This is a genomic window from Allobosea sp. P1_A7, from assembly GCF_056406775.1.
In genome coordinates, this window is record NZ_JBFTZN010000018.1 from 1 (window position 1) to 19823 (window position 19823).

The 19823-nt window shown below is 64.6% G+C and carries 20 protein-coding genes and 1 pseudogene; 17 read left to right on the forward strand and 4 right to left on the reverse strand.

Going from position 1 to position 19823, the window contains the following annotated elements; translation table 11 throughout:
* From AC1D34_RS04695 to AC1D34_RS04715, 5 genes are all read left to right on the forward strand, one after another.
* The coding region (locus AC1D34_RS04695; RefSeq protein ID WP_476823618.1) for an extracellular solute-binding protein at positions 1 to 722 on the forward strand (722 nt) is incomplete at its 5' end.
* Between the two features lie 64 nt (positions 723 to 786).
* Complete coding sequence (locus AC1D34_RS04700) at positions 787 to 1692, forward strand: carbohydrate ABC transporter permease (RefSeq protein WP_441491667.1); 906 nt, start codon at positions 787 to 789, stop codon at positions 1690 to 1692.
* Positions 1689 to 2525, forward strand: coding sequence for a carbohydrate ABC transporter permease (locus tag AC1D34_RS04705; protein ID WP_441491668.1), 837 nt, complete (start codon positions 1689 to 1691; stop codon positions 2523 to 2525). The genes AC1D34_RS04700 and AC1D34_RS04705 overlap by 4 nt, the downstream gene beginning before the upstream one ends.
* Positions 2522 to 3409 carry a sugar phosphate isomerase/epimerase family protein gene (locus AC1D34_RS04710; RefSeq protein WP_476823619.1) on the forward strand — a complete coding sequence of 296 codons (888 nt, stop codon included), beginning with the start codon at positions 2522 to 2524 and terminating at the stop codon, positions 3407 to 3409. The genes AC1D34_RS04705 and AC1D34_RS04710 overlap by 4 nt, the downstream gene beginning before the upstream one ends.
* Positions 3406 to 4419 (forward strand): Gfo/Idh/MocA family protein, encoded by a 1014-nt coding sequence (locus AC1D34_RS04715; protein WP_476823620.1) that lies wholly within the window; start codon positions 3406 to 3408, stop codon positions 4417 to 4419. Before AC1D34_RS04710 ends, AC1D34_RS04715 begins: the two co-directional genes overlap by 4 nt.
* Positions 4420 to 4469: 50 nt before the next feature.
* Here the strand turns inward: AC1D34_RS04715 and AC1D34_RS04720 are convergent, their stop codons facing one another.
* The 3 genes from AC1D34_RS04720 to acnA all read right to left on the reverse strand — a co-directional run bounded on the left by AC1D34_RS04720 (position 4470) and on the right by acnA (position 8959).
* Positions 4470 to 5372: a GntR family transcriptional regulator gene (locus AC1D34_RS04720; RefSeq protein ID WP_476823621.1), complete on the reverse strand. Its 903-nt coding sequence runs from the start codon at positions 5370 to 5372 to the stop codon at positions 4470 to 4472.
* A 72-nt stretch (positions 5373 to 5444) separates the two neighbouring features.
* On the reverse strand, positions 5445 to 6239 hold the full coding sequence (locus AC1D34_RS04725) for a Bug family tripartite tricarboxylate transporter substrate binding protein (RefSeq protein WP_476823622.1): 795 nt from the start codon (positions 6237 to 6239) through the stop codon (positions 5445 to 5447).
* Between the two features lie 44 nt (positions 6240 to 6283).
* Positions 6284 to 8959 (reverse strand): aconitate hydratase AcnA, encoded by a 2676-nt coding sequence (gene acnA, locus AC1D34_RS04730; protein ID WP_476823623.1) that lies wholly within the window; start codon positions 8957 to 8959, stop codon positions 6284 to 6286.
* Positions 8960 to 8964: 5 nt separating this feature from the next.
* Here acnA and AC1D34_RS04735 point away from each other — a divergent pair, with 5 nt between their 5' ends.
* Positions 8965 to 9159: a hypothetical protein gene (locus AC1D34_RS04735; protein WP_476823624.1), complete on the forward strand. Its 195-nt coding sequence runs from the start codon at positions 8965 to 8967 to the stop codon at positions 9157 to 9159.
* 138 nt (positions 9160 to 9297) lie between these two features.
* Here AC1D34_RS04735 and speB read toward each other — a convergent pair whose 3' ends face one another.
* Positions 9298 to 10338 carry an agmatinase gene (speB, locus tag AC1D34_RS04740; RefSeq protein WP_476823625.1) on the reverse strand — a complete coding sequence of 347 codons (1041 nt, stop codon included), beginning with the start codon at positions 10336 to 10338 and terminating at the stop codon, positions 9298 to 9300.
* Positions 10339 to 10550: 212 nt separating this feature from the next.
* Here speB and AC1D34_RS04745 point away from each other — a divergent pair, with 212 nt between their 5' ends.
* The 11 genes and pseudogenes from AC1D34_RS04745 to AC1D34_RS04795 all read left to right on the forward strand — a co-directional run.
* On the forward strand, positions 10551 to 11408 hold the full coding sequence (locus tag AC1D34_RS04745; RefSeq protein WP_441491675.1) for a LysR substrate-binding domain-containing protein: 858 nt from the start codon (positions 10551 to 10553) through the stop codon (positions 11406 to 11408).
* A gap of 170 nt (positions 11409 to 11578) precedes the next feature.
* Positions 11579 to 12646, forward strand: a complete 1068-nt coding sequence (locus tag AC1D34_RS04750) for an ABC transporter substrate-binding protein (RefSeq protein ID WP_476823626.1) — start codon at positions 11579 to 11581, stop codon at positions 12644 to 12646.
* Positions 12647 to 12651: 5 nt separating this feature from the next.
* Positions 12652 to 13542 carry an ABC transporter permease gene (locus AC1D34_RS04755; protein WP_476823627.1) on the forward strand — a complete coding sequence of 297 codons (891 nt, stop codon included), beginning with the start codon at positions 12652 to 12654 and terminating at the stop codon, positions 13540 to 13542.
* Positions 13539 to 14372 (forward strand): ABC transporter permease, encoded by an 834-nt coding sequence (locus AC1D34_RS04760; RefSeq protein ID WP_476823628.1) that lies wholly within the window; start codon positions 13539 to 13541, stop codon positions 14370 to 14372. Before AC1D34_RS04755 ends, AC1D34_RS04760 begins: the two co-directional genes overlap by 4 nt.
* 10 nt (positions 14373 to 14382) lie before the next feature.
* The gene (locus AC1D34_RS04765) at positions 14383 to 15486 is read left to right on the forward strand and encodes an ABC transporter ATP-binding protein (RefSeq protein WP_476823629.1); all 1104 of its coding nucleotides are present in this window, start codon (positions 14383 to 14385) and stop codon (positions 15484 to 15486) included.
* Positions 15487 to 15510: 24 nt separating this feature from the next.
* Positions 15511 to 16308: a transporter substrate-binding domain-containing protein gene (locus tag AC1D34_RS04770; RefSeq protein WP_441508755.1), complete on the forward strand. Its 798-nt coding sequence runs from the start codon at positions 15511 to 15513 to the stop codon at positions 16306 to 16308.
* Between the two features lie 3 nt (positions 16309 to 16311).
* The gene (locus AC1D34_RS04775) at positions 16312 to 16980 is read left to right on the forward strand and encodes an amino acid ABC transporter permease (protein WP_441491681.1); all 669 of its coding nucleotides are present in this window, start codon (positions 16312 to 16314) and stop codon (positions 16978 to 16980) included.
* Positions 16977 to 17621 carry an amino acid ABC transporter permease gene (locus tag AC1D34_RS04780; RefSeq protein ID WP_441491745.1) on the forward strand — a complete coding sequence of 215 codons (645 nt, stop codon included), beginning with the start codon at positions 16977 to 16979 and terminating at the stop codon, positions 17619 to 17621. The genes AC1D34_RS04775 and AC1D34_RS04780 overlap by 4 nt, the downstream gene beginning before the upstream one ends.
* A 110-nt stretch (positions 17622 to 17731) precedes the next feature.
* Complete coding sequence (locus AC1D34_RS04785) at positions 17732 to 18565, forward strand: GNAT family N-acetyltransferase (protein WP_441491682.1); 834 nt, start codon at positions 17732 to 17734, stop codon at positions 18563 to 18565.
* 174 nt (positions 18566 to 18739) lie between these two features.
* Positions 18740 to 19219 (forward strand): hypothetical protein, encoded by a 480-nt coding sequence (locus tag AC1D34_RS04790; protein ID WP_476823630.1) that lies wholly within the window; start codon positions 18740 to 18742, stop codon positions 19217 to 19219.
* A gap of 303 nt (positions 19220 to 19522) precedes the next feature.
* Positions 19523 to 19711: pseudogene (locus AC1D34_RS04795) on the forward strand (helix-turn-helix domain-containing protein); the annotation flags it as partial.
* Between the last annotated feature and the right edge of the window lie 112 nt (positions 19712 to 19823).

Sequence of the window (19823 nt, forward strand, 5' to 3'; positions counted from 1 at the left end):
TCGATGAATTCCGTGCGGCGGCCAAGGCTCTCACGAAGGGCGATGTCTCGGGCTTCGGCTTGCGTGGCGGCGCAGGTGGCTTCGACCACTGGGGGCCGTTCGTGCTCGGCGGCGGCGCCAGTTTCGAGAAGGGCGGAATGGTCAGCGACAAGGCGCTCGCAGCCAACCGCTGGTTCGTGGACCTCACCGTCAAGGACAAGGTGGTGCCGGCCTCGGCACCGACCGACAGCTTCCGGCAGATCGTCGATACCTTCAAGGCTGGCCGGACCGCCATGACCATCCACCATGTCGGCTCGGCCAACGAGATCGTCGGCGTGCTCGGCGACAAGGTTTCGGCTGTACCGGTCCCGCGAGGCCCGGACGGCAAGGGCTGGACCTATTTCGGCGACGAGTCCAACGCCGTCTTCGCCGCCAGCAAGGCCAGGGAGGCAGCCTTCAAATGGTGCGCCTTCCTCTCCACGGCCGAGAACAACGTCGTGCTGAACAAGTTCACCGGGCAGTTGCCGATCGCGACGTCGGCGGCGAAGGACTGGACGCTGCACCCCAAGCGCTTCGTCGATGCGAGCGCGGCCTCGCTGCCATTTGCGGCCTCGTTGCCGGATTCGCCCAAGACGCCGGATTTCATCGCCCGGATCTGGCCGGCCAACATGCAAAGGGCGCTGCTCGGCCAGATCCAGCCTGACGAGATGATGCGTGCGATCGAGCAGCATTTTCACGGCTGACGGGTTTGGCGGCAGACGGGCATCCGGCTGCCGCCTCCAGCCCTCGCTTCGACAGGTTTGAAACGTGACGTCGCTCACCCTCGCGCACAGGCAGCCTCTCGGCCGCAGCCTGACGCCCTTCTGGTTCCTGCTGCCGGCGATCCTGGTCACGGCGGGCGTCGTCCTGATTCCCGTCGCGCAGACGGCCTGGCTCAGCCTGCAGGACTACCTGCTCTACGATCCCGACAACGCCCGCTTCGTCGGACTGGGCAATTTCTCCAGGATCGCGCGAGACGAGGTTTTCTGGATCTCGCTGGGCCAATCCTTCATCTGGATCACTGGCGTTGTCGGACTGCAATTCCTGCTCGGGCTCGCGGCCGCCCTCCTGCTCAACCAGAGCTTCTGGTGGCGCGGACTGGCGCGCTCGCTCGTCATCATTCCCTGGGCGCTGCCAAGCGTCATCATCGGGTTGATGTGGACCTGGATGTACGACTTCAATCTCGGCGTCATCAACGACATCGCGATGCGGCTCGGCCTGATCGCAGCGCCGATCGCCTGGCTGGCCCGGCCCGATACCGCACTCTACGCCATCATGCTGGCGCTGATCTGGCAGGGCTTCCCCTTCTTCGCCGTCACCATTCTGGCCGGCCTGCAGACGGTGCCGGCCGAACTCTATGAGGCAGCCGAGATCGACGGCGCCACCGCCCGACAGCAGCTCTTCTACGTCACCCTGCCCTCGATCGCCGATGTCATCGCAACCGCACTGCTGCTGCGCACGATCTGGGTGGCGAATTCGCTCGACGTCATCCTGGTCATGACCGGCGGCGGACCAGGCTACGCCACCCATACCCTGCCGCTCTACGCCTTCCTGCGCGCGTCGAGCAGCATGGAATTCGGCTATGGCGCGGCGCTGGCATTGATCCTCACGGCGATGCTGCTGGGTGTGGTCTATCTCTATGTCAGGCGGGCGGCCCGGGGCATCGAGACATGATCGAACGACGCACCCGAAGCCGGCGGATTCTGGAGGTGGAGCTTCCCGTCCTCCTCATCGTCCTGTTCGCGCTCGGCCCCTATGTCTGGATGATCCTGACCTCGCTGAAGCCGCAGGCGGAGCTTTCCGCCTGGCCGCTCCACTACTGGCCACGAGAGGCGACACTCGAGCATTACCGCGATCTGATCGCCCGCACGAGCTTTGCCGGCAGCCTGGGCAACAGCCTGATCATTGCAGTCGGCGCCAGCGTACTTGGCCTCGGCGTCAGCATCCCCGCGGCCTATGCCTTCTCGCGCTTCCGCTTCTCCGGACGCAGGGGCCTTCTGACCGGCTTCCTCGTCATCAACATGTTCCCGGTCGTGCTGCTCATCATCCCGCTCTTCCTGATGATGCGCCGGCTCGGGCTGATCGACACCTATCTCGGCGTCATTCTCGGTCATTCGACCTTCTCGATTCCCTTCGCGATCTGGATGCTGACGAGCTATTTCAATGCGATCCCCAAGGATCTCGACGAAGCGGCGATGATCGACGGCGCCAGCCGCCTGCAGACCATCCGCCTCATCATCCTGCCCCTGTTGATGCCCGGCGTCGTCACGGCCGGCATCTACATCTTCATCACCTCCTGGAACGAATACCTCTTCGCAATGATGCTCTCGGGCCAGGCGGTGCGCACCGTCACGGTCGCGCTCCAGCTCTTCATCGGCGAGTTCACCATCCAGTGGGGCCTTCTCACGGCCGGCGGCACGCTGATCGCGCTGCCGGTCACCTTCCTCTTCCTTCTGGTGCAAAGGCGGCTCGTGGGCGGGCTCACAGCCGGTGCGGTGAAATCATGACGACAAATCCGATCGGGGTTATCTCGATGTTCTATGCGCGGCCGTTCACGCGCGAGCATTTCGGCTGCTTCCAGCGGATGAAGCGGGCCGGAGCCGATGTCGTCGAGTTGCTGGTACCGGAGCCGGGTGAACTCGATCTGGGCGAGACCCGCGCCGCCATCGCCGATGCCGGCCTCTCCTGCGTGCTCGCTGCCCGGGTCAACCTCAACCGCGACCTCGCCAGCGCCGATGCCGGCGCCCACCACGCGGGCGTCACCTATCTCGAAACATGCGTCGATGTGGCCGCAGCCCTCGGCGCAGCCATCGTCGGGGGGCCGCKCTATGGCGCCCCTCTCGTCTTCGCAGGCCGAGCTCCCTCCCCCGTCGACGACGAAGAGCGCAAGCGCCGCATCGATGCGATCGTCGTCGGCCTCTCGCAGGCTGGGAAGCGCGCCGCCGACGCCGGCATCCAGTTCGGCGTCGAGCCGCTCAACCGCTTCGAGACCGATATCTGCAATACAACCCGTCACGCGCTCGAAATCGTCGAGCGCGTGAACAATCCCACTGTCGGCGTGATGCTCGATACCTTCCACATGAACATGGAGGAGTTCGATCTCACCGATGCCATCCGGCAGGCAGGATCGAAACTCCTGCATTTCCAGGCCAACGAGAACAATCGCGGCTTCGTCGGCTCCGGCCATATCGACTGGCCGGCGATCGCCCGTGCATTGCGCGACGTCGCCTATCGCGGGCCGATCGTGCTCGAGCCGTTCCGACGCCGCGACGAGCGAGCCGGCACTCCCCTGGCCCAGTGGCGCGCGCCCAGCGAGAACGAAGACGAACCGCTGGCCGCCAGCATCGCCTTCCTGAAGGCTGCACTCGCATTCGCCGGGAGGACGGCATGACCGGTTCAAGGACAGGTGGGCTTCGGGTCGGCTGGATCGGCTGCGGCGTCCACGCCAACGAGATGCTGCTGCCGCAGCTGACGCGGCATGATGTCGAGATCACCGCGCTCTGCGACACGGATGATGCGCGGCTGAATACGACCGGCCGGCGCTACGGCGTCCCCGAAACTGGTCGCCTGCGCGACTGGCGCAGTCTCCTGTCCCGTGGCGATCTCGACGCGGTCGGCCTCGCTGTCGGTCCTGCCCTGCATCACGAGATCGGATTGGCAGCGATCGCGCGCGGCTTGCCGCTCTTCATCGAGAAGCCGCCGGCGCCGACGGCGCGACAAGCGGCCGAACTGGCCGAAGCCGCCGCGAGCCGCAAGGTGCCGGTCGTGCTCGGCTTCATGAAGCGCTATTCGACGGCCAACCGCATTGCCGCCAACGTCATCCGCACGACGGAGTTCGGCGCAACGGCGAGTTTTCTCGGCGAGTACATGACCGCGCCGACCTATTTCGCCGGGGATCCGGATTATTCCGGCTTTTACCTGCATCATTGCGTGCATTATTTCGACCTCGTGCCGCACCTGATGGGCGAAGTCGCGAGCGTGAGCGCGAGGCGGCACGAACTGGCGCCGGGCAAGCTGCTGCTCCATGTCGATTTCCGCTTTGCCAATGGCGGCATCGGCACCCTGGTCTTGGGCACGCATCAGTCGCGCGGAACGCCGATGGAATGGTGGCAGGTGATGGGCGACCATACCCGCGTCGAGGTCCGCAATGTTCATGAGGTGCGCTATTTCAGGGCGCCCCCCTTCAAGGTCTCACGGGCCGAGGCCAGCCTGATCGACGGTGAAGACACCCTGGTCTGGGAGCCGAATCTGACGGCCGCCGCCAACGAGGACCACAAGGGCTATCACGCGCTTCTCGGCGACTTCGTTCGTGCGGCACGCGGCGAGCCGACGACCGCACCGAACGCGGCCGATGGCGCTGCCGCCATGGCGTTGCTCGAACAGGTCGTCGCCGAGCGTTGAGTCTGTTTGCGCCCCCTTCTGGACGCTGCGCCTCTGCGCCTGGGAGCCTGCTAGGGGGCGAGGAGCGGCCGGATGCTGGATAGGTTCTCGATCGTGTGGCCGAGATGTTGCCGCAGCCTCTCGGCCGCCTCCTCCTGGCGGCCGGCGGCCAGGCTATCGAGAATGGCGAGATGCTCCTCGCATTGCCTCCGATAGCGTTTGCGGTCGAGCATCGAACGATAGGACAGCAGCCGGCGGATGCGGTTGATCCGTCGGATCGTCTCCAGAAAGAACGGATTTCCGGAGCCGGCGACGATCGTCTCGTGGAAGCGGACACCGCGTTCGTGGAGCGCGTCCGCGCTGTCTGTCTCGATCGCCCCTTCGAGGAGCCTCCGCTCGGCAGCCCTGCAAGCAGCGATGCTCTCGGGCGCAAGATGATAGCCGGGTTCGAGCAAGGCGGCAGGCTCCAGCGCCAGCCGCAGACGGTAGGTCTGCTCGAGGCTCTCCGGGGTGGTGAGAACCGGCGTGAAGCTCCAGCCATAGCCGGCGCGGCGCTCGGCCCAGCCCTCCTGGCTGATCCGCGTTAGGACTGCATTGAGTTCGGCACGGGTCAGTCCGTAGCTGTCCCTGAGATCGGACTCGGTGACGTGTTCGGACAACCGGCCGCGCAGATGGTCATCGGCGATGCGGAAATAGGCCTTCGTCACGCCGTCCGGCTCGGCGAGGCCAAGGGCTTCGCCGGAGGGAGGCGTCCCCTGAGCGACAAAATAGCCGCGATTGTGCTCGTGGCTCAGGACGCCCTTGTCGGCAAGCAGTTGCAAGGCCTGACCGACGGGAAAGCGCGACACGCCGAAACGCGTCGCGATATCCTGTGAGCGCAGATGTGTCCCGGCGCCCAGATGCCCCTCTCGGATCTGATCGAGAATCCGAGCTGCGAGCGGGATCGCCAGGTCTCGTCTCCCACTGCCTGCCATCGTCCCAGCCCTGCCGGCGCGAGCGCCCCCGACAGTGGCTCTAGGTGATGACACGTCTCGCAGGCAAGGTGCCTATTTCACCAGACCGATCGTGCGCAGGATGTCACCGACCCGAACCTGCTCTTCCCTGAGGAAGGCTGCGAAGGGCTCCCCGGCAAGATAATAGTTACCGTCCAGCCGCTTGCCCGAGGAAATGGCCAGCGCGCGCAGCTTGCCGGCCTTGATCTGGCCCTCGAATTCGCCATAGCCGGAAACGCCAGCCGTGACACGGCCCCCGAGCATGGCCGCGAGTGCCTCCCCGCCACCGGAGAATGCGACATAGTTGACCTTGCCGGCATCAGCGCCGGCCACCTTCGTTACGAGCGCAGCAAGAATATGGTCGGCGCCTCCCGCGGATCCGCCGGCCCAGGTCACGCGAGCGACGTCGGCTGTGATCGCGGCGAGGAAGTCCTTCATCGACTTGTGTGGAGACGTCTCGGGAACGACGATGACCAGCGGATCGCCGGTGAGACGCGCAAGCGGCGTCACCTGGTCCAGCGTGACCGGCGACTTGTTGGTCAGGATCGCCCCGACCATGGTGATGCCGTTGACCAGGAGCTGGTTCGGATCGCCCTTGGCGCCGTTGATGAACTGGGCAAGCCCGATCGTGCCGCCGGCACCGGTGACATTCGTGACCTGGACGCCGCGGACCACCTTCGTCTCGGTCAGCACCTGCTGGATCGAGCGGGCGGCGCCATCCCAACCACCGCCTGGCCCGGCGGGTGCGATGATCTTGAGTTCCTGCAGCGGCGTCTGGGCCGTTGCCAGTTCTGGCGTCATCGCCATCGCGGCAAGCAGGCCCGCTGCGAAAATTCTGCCGATGGTCATCTCGATCCTCCCCGATCGTGTTGGATTGGGCGCGTTTGCGCCGGTTACGCCCGCGTTTGGCTGGGCAACTCTTCGCCGCTGACGGTGAAGGGCTTGGCGGGTGCCGTCGCGTGGCGCCCGAGGATCAACGGGATGATGCCGCCCGCGCGTAGCGTCGCGCATTCAAGTGCTGTTTCGACGGCGGCGCGCAGAACGAGCGGTTGGGTATGCCCGGCCTTGCGATGGAGCCTTGCCGGAACCTCGCAGCGCGGAAGGATGGCGTGCGGCATGGCTTCGATCTCGATCATGTCGCCTGGCGCAAGCGCCAGCGCTTCCACGCCCTCCCCGGCCGAGAGCGACAGCGGCAAAATGCCCATCCCGATCAGGTTGGACCGGTGGATGCGCTCGAAACTCTCGGCCAGAACGGCCGCGACACCGAGCAGGCCGAGACCCTTGGCCGCCCAGTCGCGCGATGAACCGGTGCCGTACCGCTCACCCGCGACGACGACCATCGCCTCGCCTGACTGGCGATAGCACTCGGCCACTCGCCAGAGCGGCAGGGTCTCGCCGCTCGGAACATGGATGGTCGAGCCGGGCGCGATGCGTGGCGCGAGACGGTTGACGACCGTGCGGTTGGTAAAGAGGCCGCGCAGCATGACCTCCCAATTGCCGCGCCGCGAGGCATAGACGTTGAGGTCCTGGGCATCTTCGCCCTGTGCGATCAGCCATTGCGCGGCCTCGCTCTCAGACGGGATCTGGCCTGCGGGCGAAATATGGTCGGTCGTGATGTCGTCACCGAGCACGATCAGGGGGTGGGCGCTGTAATGGCCGAGCCGGCCTGGCTGATCTGCGCGGGCGAAGGGTGGCGGGCGCAGATAGGTCGATGACGGATCCCAGGGGAAACCCGCACTCGCCGGAGCATCGAGTTCCTTCCAGCTCCTGCTCGCAGAGGCCTGCGCAAACGCCCGTGCGAAATCGACGGGATCAAGCGCTCGCGCAAAGGCGGAATCGATCTCGGCCCCGCTCGGCCACAGTGCTGCCAGGTCGACAGAGGTTCCCGCGGCCGTGGTCGCGAGAGCGCCCTTGGTGATGTCGCGATCGGCATCTCCCGCCAGCGCATAGGCGACGACCAGCGCCGSAGAGGCCAGGAAGCCGGCATCGATCTGGCCATGGACGCGGCCGGGAAAGTTGCGGTTGCCGGACAGGACAGCAACAGGAAGGACTGTGCCCGCGCGAGCGGCTTCATCCATTGCAGGACGAAGTGGGCCGGAATTCCCGATGCAGGTTGTGCAGCCGTAACCAACGATCCCGAAGCCGAGCGCTTCGAGATCCTCGAGCAGGCCGGCACGCCGAAGATAGCGCTCCGCCGCGGGTGAGCCGGGGGCGAGTGATGTCTTGACCCAGGCGGGGGGCTTGAGGCCGAGCTGGCGTGCCTTGCGCGCCACCAGGCCGGCGGCCACCAGCAATCGCGGATCGGACGTATTGGTGCAGCTTGTGATCGCGGCAATCGCGACGGGAAAGCGTGGCAATCCGGCCGCGGGCGCGGGCGTCTTCGCCTGCGGCATCGCCTCGAGCGCGGGAACCACCTCATCCGGCGCGACCAGATCCTGCGGCCGTCGGGGGCCGGCGAGGCTGATCGAGATCGCCGCCAGATCGATCTCGACGATCTCAGTAAAGCGTGGTTGCGCCTGCGGGTCGAACCACAGCGCCTGAGACCGAGCGTAATCAGAGACGAACGCGATATGATCGGGTTTGCGCCCCGTCTGAGCGAGATAGGCCAGCGTCGCTTCATCGATCGGAAAATATCCGGTCGAGGCACCGAATTCCGGCGCCATATTGGCGATGACAGCGCGCTCACCTCCCGACAGCGTCGCGGCTCCTGGCCCGAAGAACTCGACGAATGCGCCGGCGACGCCCTGCGCACGCAGCCGTTGCGTCACGGTCAGCGCAAGATCCGTGGCACTGACGCCTTCACGCAGGCGGTTGATCAGGCGCACGCCGATCACCTCGGGGATGCGCATCATCACCGGCATGCCGAACATCACGCTCTCGGCCTCGAGCCCGCCAACGCCCCAGCCGAGGACACCGATGCCATTGATCATCGGAGTGTGGCTGTCGGTGCCGATCAGTGTGTCCGGGACGGCCCAGACCCGACCGTCGACGGTTTGGGTCGCCACGACCGTCGCGAGTTGCTCCAGATTGATCGTGTGCATGATGCCGGTGCCGGGCGGATGCACCCGGACGCCGTCAAGGGCCAGCGTGGACCATTTGAGAAAGCGATAGCGCTCGCCGTTTCGCTTGTATTCCCGTTCGAGATTGACGCGCATCGCGTCCGGCGACGCCGAAAGATCGACGCCCAGCGAATGGTCGACCGAGACGTCGACCGACAGGACCGGGCTGAGCCGCCTGGGATCACCGCCGCCTTCGGCGATCGAGTCGCGCATGGCGGCGACATCGACCAGCGCAGGCGTGCATGTCGTGTCATGCATGAGAACACGACCTGGCTGAAAGGCGATCTCGCCATCCGAGCGTCCGCCCGCGAGCCAGCCGCGAACGCCCTGCAATGCGGCATTGCGCTCGTCCGCTCCCATGGGCTGGCGAACGACGTTCTCGGCGAGAATGCGCAGGACATGCGGCAGGCGCAGGAGGTCGGTCCCCATCGTCGCCTGCAAGTCCGCAACGACATAGTCACGGCCGGCAAGGCGGCTTGTCCTGGAAATCGAGGATGGGTTTGGAATCATGCCTCATGATGCATATTGACGACTATAAATGCAATATCACCGATGGTGCCTCGACCTTCCCTGAACGCCCTGGCATTGCGGGCGCTGCTACGGACGCAACAGCCATAGATTATCGCCGGGTCGCTGGCGGTGACGGCCTGCAGGGTACAGCGGCAATCGCCGCCACCGTTTCCGTGCCGGACGCATCAGGCGCCCTGTGAAGCCATCGCTTCCTCACGGGGCGCTCGGACATCGGTCCCGGACAGATCAGGCAAGCTGAACCAAGGGTCCGGGATCGCTGAAAGGCGGAAGGCGACAGCCGGAGAATTGATCTGTGCTGGGATCCCGCTCGGGCAGGATCACTTCTTGCAGGCCACGAGGCAGAGCAACTGGAACAGAACCTGCGCCGCCACTTGCGCGGTATTGGTGGTTGGATCGTATTGTGGAGCGACTTCGACGACATCGCCGCCGACGATGTCGACGCCTGCGACGCCACGCAGGATCTCCAGCACTTCGCGCGGCAGGAGCCCTCCCACCTCGGGCGTGCCAGTACCAGGGGCGAAGCCCGGGTCCAGGCTGTCGACGTCGAAGGAGACATAGACGGGTCCGGAACCGACGACGGCCTTGGCCTTCTCGATTACCGCCTGCAGCCCCATGGTCCCGACCTCCTCGGCATGGATCACGGTCATTCCGGAATCGAAGGAGAACTCCCAGAGATATTCGCCGCCGCCCCGAATACCGATCTGGATCGTCCGCGTGGGATCGAGCACGCCGGCCAGGACCGCCTCCCGGAACGGGCCACCGTGATGGAATTTCGAGCCTTCATAGGGCCCGGCGGTGTCGCAATGCGCGTCGATATGGATCATGCCGACCGGGCGCTTGGCGCCCAGTCCCTTCAGGATCGAGCCGGTGATCGAATGATCGCCGCCAACCGAGAGCGGAATCGTCGCGGTTTCGCCGATCATGCGATAGCAGGCTTCGATGTCTGCATGGCAATCAGCCAGACTGTATCGACTGCTGAGCGCGATATCTCCGACATCGGCGACGCGTAATCTGCCGAGCGGCGCAACGCGCAGCACATGCTCATACGGTCCGATGCGCTCGACGGCGCGGACAGCGCGGGGCCCAAGCCGGGCGCCGGCACGGTTGGTCACGCCCAGATCCATCGGCACGCCAATCAATGCGACGTCGAGCCCGGCCAGTTTTTCAGCCGAGAGCCCGTCCGCCAGAAAGGGAGCGTCGAGGAAAGTTGCCGGATCGGCAAACGGCCATTTGCGCCGGTCCGCGCCCTGAAAAATAGTGTCCGCGACGGCCTTGAAATGAGGATCGTACATCTCGCCACCRCCGGCCGAAGCGTAGCGCTGGCGCAAGCGGTCGAGGGCGGCATTGTCGAAGGGCATGGCAACCTGCAGGGAATGATGCGGAAGCCCGGAAGGCTGGCAAAAGAACGAGGCGGCCGGAACGGCGAAAAGGCACGCGGCCCTATAAGCGAAACTGAATAGCGCCCCCTTTGCCTCCTCCCGGCGGCGGGCGGACGACGCTCGGGTCAGGCGGCTGCAGGCCAGCCGGTATGGCTGCGTAGAACCAGCTTCGATGATATGGTGCGGGCGCGATGCTGGAACTGGACCCTTATCTGCTGCGCGCCTTCCTGACCGTCGCTGAAGTCGGAACGGTCAATGGTGCCGCCTTGTCGCTGAACCGCACTCAGGCGGCGGTCAGCATGCAGATTCGCAAGCTTGAAGAACTCCTGGGCAGCGACCTGTTCGAGCGCTCGTCGAAGGGGCTTGAGCTGACCAATAATGGAGTCCTGCTCACGCCCTATGCCCGCGAAATCCTGAGGCTCAACAGCGAGATCGGAAAACGCCTCAACGGCAAGATGATCGAAGGGCGGGTCCGGCTCGGGGTCGTCGAGGATTTCGCCGCGACGCGTCTGATTGAAATCCTGAAAGCCTTTCGCGACCAGAACCCCAAGGTCGACATCGATATCATCGTCGAGCCCAACAAGCGCCTTGCCGCGATGTTCGAGAACGAGAAGCTCGACATCGCAGTCTGTGACACGACACGGCTCAACCGCAAGCCAACCCTGGTCTGGTCGGACCGGCTGCTCTGGGTCGTGCGCTCGGACATGGTGATCTCGACGAGTTCGCCCTTGCCGATCATCATGTTCGAGGAATCCTGCCCGTGGCGCACACCTGCGCTGGCCGCGCTGTCGGGGCATGACCTGCAGTGGAAGATCGTCTGCGAAGCCTCGACGCTGGTTGCCATGGCGACCGCCGTGCGCGTCGGGATCGGCATCGGCCCGATGATCGCGGCAACGATCCCGGAGGATTGCCGGGTGCTCGACCATGCCGCCGGGCTGCCTGAGCCGGTCGAGGTCAGCATCGGGCTCTATTCCCGGACCGGCGCGCCAGGCGAAGCGCGCTACCTCTCGGACTTCATCGCACAGCAGAGCGACCTGCGCCGCCCCTGAACCGGTTCCGGCATTCACGCCCGCTTATAGCCGGACAAGCATTTTCGCCGTACCGCCGCGCCCTGCTTGCGAGTGCAATCGTGCCTCTGAACGGCTCGGGAGCCTGATCGTCCCGCACGATCGGCACAGCCTGTGGCCCCTCGACCCTCTGGCGCGAAGGACCTGACACCATGACGATGACACGCCGACATCTTTTGTCCCTGATAGGCGCGAGCGGCGCCRCAGGGCTCGCCTGGCCGCATGTGGCCGGGGCCCAGACTGCGAGCGGCCTCACGGCTGTCGAATGGGGCGGCGACGTCGTCGAGGCGATGAAGCAGGTCGCCGCCAGGCAAACCGCCGCCCAGTTCAACTGGGTCCTGCATCAGGGCGGAGCCGGAGCGATCCTCCCCAAGATCAAGGCGGGTTGGCCCAGGGTCGACTACGACTACATCGCCGGCTGGGAGGGCTCCTTCAACAGCATGATCACCGAGGATTGGGTCGAGACCATCACGGCGGCCGACGTCCCCAATCTGGCCGATATCCCGGAAAAGATCATGATGAGGGACGCCAAAGGCAATGTGAAAGCGGTGCCTCGCGCCATCGGCGGCATGTATTTCGGCTACCGGACCGACACTGCCCCCTTCGCCATCAGCAAGGTGGACGATCTCTTCGACAAGCGCCTCAAGGGCGCGATCTGCTGGCCCGGACCGACCCAGAGCATGRTGCTGCAGATCGTCGCCCTGGCCCTGCAGGGCGGCGGCAACGAGTCCAATATGGAGCCGGGCTGGAAGCTGATGAGGGACCTGGCGAAGTCCGGCAATATCGGCCGCATTGCCGTGACCGACGTCGATTTCACCAACTCTTTCACCTCCGGCGAGACCTCAGTCGGCTTCTTCGCCGAACCGAGCTGGGCTGCCGTCGCCAAGAACTTCAAGATCACCCGCCTGACCAAACAGGCCGGCATGGCGACCTTCCTCTACCAGAGCGGCTTTGCCGTCATGAAGAACCGGTCGAACCGCAAGGCGACCTGCGATTTCATCAATTTTGCGATCAGCCCCGAAATGAGCACGCTCTACGCAAAGGTGGCTGGCGAAGCGCCGCTTAACAGCAAGGCAGCCATCCCGCCGGAGCTGGCTCATCTCTCCTTCACGCCGAAGGAGTTTGAGAGTTTCGTGCATGTGCCGGACTACAAGGTCGTGCTCGGCCAGCAGGATGCCTGGGCCAAGCGTTGGGAGTCCGACATCGCGCCACTGCTGTGAGTGTCATGACCGCTATCCCAGCCCAATACGCGCCGCTCGCGATCCCTGCGCCGCCCCGCACGACGCTCTTCTTGCTCGCACCGGGCTTGCTGCTGCTATTCGCCATCTTTGCACTCCCCCTGTTCGGGCTCGTGCTGGAAAGCCTCAAGCAATATGTGCCGGGCCGGGTCGGCTCGGCCGTCGATGCGCCTCTGACGTTGGAGAATTATCGCGAGCTCGCGACGCCGTCATTCGCCGGCGTTCTCTACGAAACCTTCAAGCTGAGCGCAGCGGCATCGTTTGTTGGACTGCTGGCGGCGTTTCCACTGGCCTATTGCATCGTGCGGCGGTTTTCGCCGCGCCAGCGCGCCGCCTGCATCGGCTTTCTGGTGATGCTGGTCCTGCTCAGCATGCTGGTGCGCACCTACGCGCTGGAACTGGCCTTCGGCTCGGTCGGGGTTGCGCGCCCACTGCTTCTGGCGCTCGGGATTTCGCCGACAAGYCGCTGGTACACTGAAACCCTGGTCGCGGCCGGCCTACTCCATGCGGTCGTGCCGATGTGCACGCTGACCCTTCTGGGAACGATCCAGAATATCGATCCTCGCTTCTGCGATGCGGCGCAATCGCTGGGCGCTCCGGCCTGGAAGGCGCATCTCGGCATCACCGTTCCGCTGGCCCTGCCCGGGCTGGTATCGGCATTCCTGATCGCCATGACCTTTTCGATCAGCGCCTTCGTCATTCCGATGGTGCTCGGAAAGGGGCGCGTATTGTTTCTCTCGAACACGATCTACACGCGCTTCAGCGATGTCGCGAACTATCCCAGCGGCGCCGCGGTCTCGATCGTGATGCTCGTCATCACGCTGTTCGTGCTGTCTCTGGTTTCGCTGGTGCAGCGTCGTAGGGGCTCGCGCACATGACCGGTACCACAAAGCGCCTTGGCGACCGGCTCCTCGGTGGCGCGATGATCGCGATGCTGGTTCTGGTGCTCGCCTTCCTGGTGACGCCGCTTCTGGTCACCTGCCTGCTCGCCTTCGACGCCCGCAGCTTTCTTGGCCCGTTGCCGCCGCCGGCGCTGTCCATGCGCTGGTTCGAGAAGCTGGTTTCGCTCGACTACGTCACCACCGGCCTGGCGACCAGCCTCAAGATCGCCGTCCTCACGACAGCGGTCGATGTGCTGGTCGGCACGGCCGCCGCGGTCGCGCTCGATCGCAGTAATTTTCACGGTCGCTCGCTGCTGATGGCCGCGTTCCTTTCGCCACTCATCGTGCCGGCGGTGGTGATCGGTTTTGCCTTGCTGCTGTTTCTGTCGCGCATCGGCATCGTCGATGGCTTCACCAGACTGCTCTGCGGCCACATCGTGATCACCCTGCCCTATGTCGTGCGCACCGTGCTCGCCAGCCTGACCGGTCGGGACAGGCGCCTGACAGAAGCGGCGCTGGTCCTTGGCGCGACGGAACGCCAGGCCTTCTGGAACATCACCCTGCCCCTGATCCGGAGCGGTATGATCACAGGCGCAGTCTTCGCCTTCGCCGTGTCGTTGGACGACGTTGCAGTCAGCATGTTCCTGACGGACMCGTCGACCTACACCTTGCCGGTCGCCCTCGTCAGCAACATGCGCGCGTCCTTCGATCTCACGATCGCAGCCGCTGCCGTTCTCCTGATGGCGGTCAGCGCCGTCCTCATCATCGTTCTGGAGCGCTTCGTCGGTTTCGACCGCCTGTTGGGCCAGGGGCTGTTTCGTTCATAGGGGTCAAACCGTGAGCAACGCCGTCGAATTTCACAGAGTCAGCCGTCGCTTCGGTGCCGTTACGGCCGTCGATGACGTTTCCTTCTCGATTGCCGCTGGCGAAACCGTTGCCCTGCTCGGGCCGAGCGGCTGCGGCAAGACCAGCATCCTGCGGGTCATTGCCGGCTTCGAACGGCCCGACCACGGCACGGTCAGCATCGGGGGGCGCGACGTCACTGCGCTCAAGCCCTATGAGCGCAATGTCGGGCTGCTGTTCCAGCACTATGCCCTGTTCCCGCACATGACCGTTGCGGAGAACATTGCCTACGGACTGCGCCACCGCGGCACTGACAGGCGCGAGATTCCCGATCGTGTCGAGGCGATGCTGGCGCTCGTGAGGTTGCAGGGTTTCGGCAGCCGCCGGCCGCATCAGCTCAGCGGAGGCCAGCAGCAGCGCGTCGCCCTCGCCCGCGCCCTGGCCACGCGGCCAGGGCTCATCCTGCTCGACGAACCGCTTTCGGCGCTCGACGCCAAACTGCGTCAGGATCTGCGCGCCGAACTCAAGCAGGTTCTGGCCGCCGTCAATTCGACGGCGATGGTCGTCACCCATGACCAGGAAGAGGCGATGAGCCTGGGTGAACGCGTCTTCCTGATGCAGGCGGGCCGTATCGTCCAGGTCGGCGCCCCGTCAGACGTCTATGGTCGCCCAGGCTCGCGCTTCGCCGCCGATTTCATGGGGCGCRCCAACTGGATCGAAGCCCAGGTGACGCGGCGCGAAACCGGCCTCGCCCGGGCCCTGAGCCGATCGGGCCTGTCGCTCACCGTGCCGGACTGCCCATCGGACGCCATCGACATCTGTGTCCGCCCCGAGAACATCATCCTGTCCACCGCCGCCGACGCTGATCCGGCTGGAATGGCCAACAGTGCGAAGGGCCGGATCCTCAATGTCGCCCTGCTCGGCTCCACCCGCCAGATCCTGGTCGAGATGGCCGGCGGCGAGCAGATTCTCGTGATGCAGGCCAACCGTGTCGGCGACGGTCTAGGCCCAGGTCAGGCCGTGACGATCGGCTTTCCGGTCGATGCCTGCATCACCATGCCGTCCGGCAACGCGACCGGGCTTGCCGCCGCACTCTAGCGTTCTCAGGGAAGGATGAACGATATGACCACGACCTCCTCGATCAAGACATCGCTGCTGGCACTCAGCCTGCTGGCCGGCATCGGCCTTGCGACGGCCCCGGTTCGTGCCGACGCTCTCGACGACATCACGAAGGCAGGCACCCTGAAGGTCGGTGTCTTCGCGGATTTTCCGCCCTTCTCATCGGCCAGCGCCGATATGAGTCTCAAGGGCTATGACATCGACATCGCCGAGACCATAGCCAACGCGCTGAAGGTGAAGCTCAACCTGGTCAACGTAACCGGCCAGAACCGCATTCCGTATCTGACCGAGCGTCGCGTCGACATCCTGCTCAGCGTCGGCCACAGCGCCGAACGCGAGAAGGTCATCGATTTTACCGCCGCCTACGCCCCTTACTACATCGCCGTCATCGGACCGCAGGCCGTAAAGGTCGAAGGCAAGGCAGACCTCGCCGGCAAGTCGATCGCGGTGAGCCGCGGCACGCTGGAAGACACCTCGCTCACCGAGGCTGCGCCGCCCTCCGCCGACATCAAGCGCTTCGATAGCTACAACTCAGTCATCCAGGCCTTCATCTCGGGCCAGGCGCAGCTGATGGTCGTCGGCAACGATGTCGGCGCCCAGGTGCTCTCGCGCCAGACCACGTTGAAGCCAGAGCAGAAATTCCAGCTGATGACGTCGCCGGACCATATCGCGCTGAACAAGGACGAGCCGCGTCTCAAGCAGGCACTCAACGAGATTGTCGCCAAGCTGCTTGCCGACGGCACGCTGAACAAGGCCTCGCTCAAGTGGCTCGGCAAGCCGCTTGATCCCAAGGATCTCTGAAGCTTGGCCTACAGCCTCAACTTCGACTGGCTGAGCCAGGCCTCCGAACCCATCGCGCGCGGCGCGATGGCGACGGTGGGGTTGATCGCCGTCACGACCGTGCTCGGTACAGTCTGCAGCGTGTTGGGGGCAGCGGCGGTGCGCAGCCGCTCTCCCTGGCTGCGCGGCATGGTCGGCAGCTATGTCGAGCTGATCCGGAACACGCCGTTTCTGGTCCAGCTGTTCTTCATCTTCTTCGGCCTGCCCAGCCTTGGCCTGCGGCTTGATCCTGCAGTCGCAGCAATCCTCGCGATGACGATCAACCTCTCGGCCTATGGCACCGAGATCGTCGCCGCGGGGCTGGATGCCGTGCCCAACGGTCAGAGGGAGGCGGGCTGCGCCCTTGGGCTGCGACCCGCGCTGGTCTTCGTCAAGATTGTCCTGCCGCAGGCGCTGAAGGTGATTTTCCCGGCGTTGCAGAGCCAGGTCATCATCATGATGCTCGAATCCGCGGCGGTGTCGCAGATCTCGGTGCGCGAACTGACCTATGAGGCGGACATGCTGCAGGCGCGCAGCTTCCGCGCCTTCGAGACCTATTTCGTCGTCACCATGGTCTATCTGGCGTTGAGCATTGGGTTGCGCCGCATCCTCGGCCTCTCCGGACGGAAATTCCTGATCGGGGGGGCATCCTGATGGACTTCACCTTCTGGGACATCCTGCGCAACCTGCTGCTCGCGACACGCTGGACGGTCCTGCTCTCGATTGTCGCTTTCATCGGCGGTGGCGTGGTGGGGATGGCGATCCTGCTGGCGCGGGTCTCATCCCGTCACTGGCTGCGTCATGTCGCCGATCTCTATATCGGGCTCTTCCAGGGCACGCCCCTGCTGATGCAGCTGTTCCTGGTCTTCTTCGGGCTTCCGCTGATCGGTTTCCGCATCGAACCCTGGTCCGCTGCCGTCGTCGCCCTGACCCTTTGCGCCAGCGCCTATCTCGCGGAGATCTGGCGCGGCGGGGTCGAGGCCCTGCCGAAGGGCCAATGGGATGCCGCCAAGAGCCTCGGCCTGCACTATCCCCATCAGATGCGGCTGGTGATCCTGCCTCAGGCCTTTGCGATCACACGGGCGCCCGTGGTCGGCTATCTCGTGCAGCTCGTCAAAAGCACGGCGCTGACCTCGATCATCGGTTTCGACGAGTTGATGCGAACCTCCAACGCCATCTCCAACGCGACCTTTGAGCCTCTCACCGTCTACGGCCTGGTTGCATTGATCTATTTCGTCCTCTGTCTGCCGCTCACCCGCTACGCCCGCCATCTGAAGGCTCACGCCCCGGCCTGAACAACGACAGCCTGGCTGACGCCCTCGGAGCGCGGTGTCTATGCAATGCCGAGCGCGAAGCGTTAGATCTGTCCCATGTGGATCCCTACGCCGCAAAGGCTTCCAGCGAGATGAGCGAGCGCATCATTCGCAAGCTCGAGATGCTCGAAGTCGAGCAACTCATGGACTGGGCTGCCGCGGAGGGCTGGAATCCCGGCCTCAATGACGCGGCCGCGTTCCGTGCGACCGACCCTGAGGGTTTCATCGGCGGCTTCGTCGATGGCGAGATGGTCGCCGGCATCTCGGCGGTTGCCTATGGAACGACCTATGGGTTCATCGGCCTCTACATCTGCCGCGCGGACATGCGCGGCCAAGGCCATGGCAAGGCCGTCTGGAACGCAGGCATGGCGCGGCTCGATGGGCGCATAATCGGGCTCGATGGGGTCGACGAGCAATTCGAGAATTACCGACGAAAGGGCTTTGCGCCCGCTTACCGAACCATTCGTTTCGGAGGCACTTTTGCGCGCGGCCTGGCTGATAGCCGGACGGTGGACGGCGTCACCCCGGATCTCCTGCGCGAGATCATGGCCTTTGATCGCAGGAGCTTTCCGGAGACGCGGGAAACCTTCCTGACGCACTGGCTCATGCCMCCGCATCATGCGCGCGTCGCAATCTCGGATGGCGCGGTCACCGGGTACGGCGTGATGCGCAAGTGCCGCTCGGGCTGGAAGATCGGTGCGCTCACAGCAGTCGACGACGCGACGGCCACCGCGCTGGTGCAGAATCTGGGTTCTTCTGCCGAAGGTGATCTCCATATCGACGTTCCAGCCGCGCGGCAGCGGTTCATCGACACGTTGGTCGGTGCCGGCCTTCGGCCTGGTTTCGAGACGACGCGAATGTATCTGGGCACACCGTTTCCTCTGGCGCCCGAGCTGTTCGGCGTGACCACCCTGGAGCTCGGATAGGCGCACCGCACTGCGAGCGCGGCGGCGATATCGGCGAAACCGGTCTCGACCTTGCGCCAGGCAAAGGGCCTGCGGCTGCGCGGTCGCAGGATCTTACCCTCGACGCTTGCCTGAACCGCGAAAATAGAGTGCCATCTCCACGCCGGCAGTGGCCGGGCATTGGGAGACCAGACCATGGCTAGACAAGTGATCCTGGCAGCCGCGTCGGCATTCGTGCTCGCGACCGTCTTTTCCTCACCGTCCCAGGCACTGACGATGAAGGAATGCAGTACGAAATATCAGGACGCCAAGAAGGCGAATACTCTGAAGGGCCAGAAGTGGAACGATTTCCGCAAGGCTCAGTGCGGTGATGACGATGCCGCAGAGAGCGATGCGGCCGCAACTGTCCAGGATGCTCCCGTAGCTCCGGCTCCAGCTGCCGCGCCGACAACGCCCGGAGCCAAGCCGACCGCCGCTCCTGCGCGGGCAAAGGCGGCAGTGTTCCCCAAGACCGTCGCGCAGAAATACTCGGATGAGTCGCCCGGCAAGGCTCGGCTGAAGACCTGCGCGGATCAATACAATGCCAACAAAACCGCCAACGCCAACGGCACCCTGAAATGGATCGAGAAGGGCGGCGGCTACTGGAGCCAGTGCAACGCCAAGCTCAAGAGCTGACCCAATCTGGCGGCGGCCCMGGCCGCCGCCATTTTGCCAACTGTTTCCATGTAGAAGCGCGCTTTTGCGCGATCAGAACATGAAGTCTTGAGTTCATCGCAACCAGGCCGCCCCGGCGCGCCAGCTTCCCTGGATTGGTGCCCGGTCCACGGCAGCATCGTTGCAGAAGATCGCGTGATTGCGATGGTCATTTACCTCTCATTAACCCTTTTCGCCCCCTTTTGGATCGTCTTCTGAGTTGGAGCTGGGGGCTCACAAAGGGAAGATGACATGCAGGCTTTCGACCCTGAGAACGGTGCCGAACATCTCGTCGGACGACCTGTCGCAGATGTCGAGCGCGATCTGATCCTCGCTACCTTGAAGGAAACCGGCGGCAATCGCACCCATGCAGCCGCCATGCTTTGCATATCGATCAGAACGCTCCGCAATAAGCTGGGCGCCTATGCCTCTGACGGCTACGAGATTCCAGAGGCCGGCCAATCCGCGCATTGAGGGATTTTGCGGCGATAAATGGGCTGCTCGCATTGGCGCGGCAGCCCATCTAGCCATATCTTGGCCATCAATGCGGCAAAAGCTGTCAAGCCGTTGCCTGCGTAGGAGCCGC